Here is a 768-nt window from a genome sequence, read left to right as displayed (position 1 = left end):
TATTAGAGCTTTTCCAATTATTTAAAACTTTTAAAAAATATTGCTTTGGACTAGATCCATTAATAGACGTATATTCAATAGCATAATTAATAACCTTGTCATCAAAGTTTGAGAATAACTTTAATAATTTATTTTTATATGCTGGAGTAATATTAATGTCTAATTCATTCTTAATTCTATCAATTAACACACTATAACTACTACTACTGCTTTCTGTAATGTAGTGTGTATTATGTTCATGTGTATTATATTTATGTGTATTATATTGATTGTGTATTATATTATCTGTACGTTTTGAACTGTTCACTTTTGAACTGTTCATTTTGAACTGTTCAGAATGTACAGTAGGAAAAAGACCGTCGCGACTGCACTGTTCATTTTGTACAGTAGAGATTTTCTCTTTTAAATTAAATCTTTCCAAACTTTCGCTATTATGATATTCTTCTAATTCTTTTATTTGTTTGTTGGTTATTGGAGTAACACTAAAGTAATAATAATAATCCAATTTATTACCATTATGTACTTTAAATTGAACAATATATTTTGCGTCTACAAGTTCATTCCAAGCATTTTGTATTTGACGACGGCCATTTTTTTCATAGCGATTGTATAGTTCTGTTTTGTGAATTTCCCAATTTTCTGGATAACTTTGTAAATTACATAACAAACCTATTGCTTGTAATGATAAAGGGTTATTTTCTGTATTACTACGTTTTTTATCGCATTGTTGTAATAATTCTCTAGGTAAAACTTCAAATGGTTTTTCAC

Annotated in this window: 1 protein-coding gene; it reads right to left on the bottom strand. The window is 26.8% G+C overall.

What is annotated here, in order from left to right:
- Positions 1-768: DnaD domain protein (locus EII32_RS11385; protein ID WP_199741433.1), on the bottom strand; the 768-nt coding region annotated here is incomplete at both ends.

It is taken from the genome of Prevotella sp. OH937_COT-195, assembly GCF_003932845.1.
In the GTDB taxonomy this organism is placed as follows: domain Bacteria; phylum Bacteroidota; class Bacteroidia; order Bacteroidales; family Bacteroidaceae; genus Prevotella.
The sequence above is the reverse complement of the archived record's forward strand: the minus strand, read 5'-3'. Positions and strand labels throughout refer to the sequence as shown.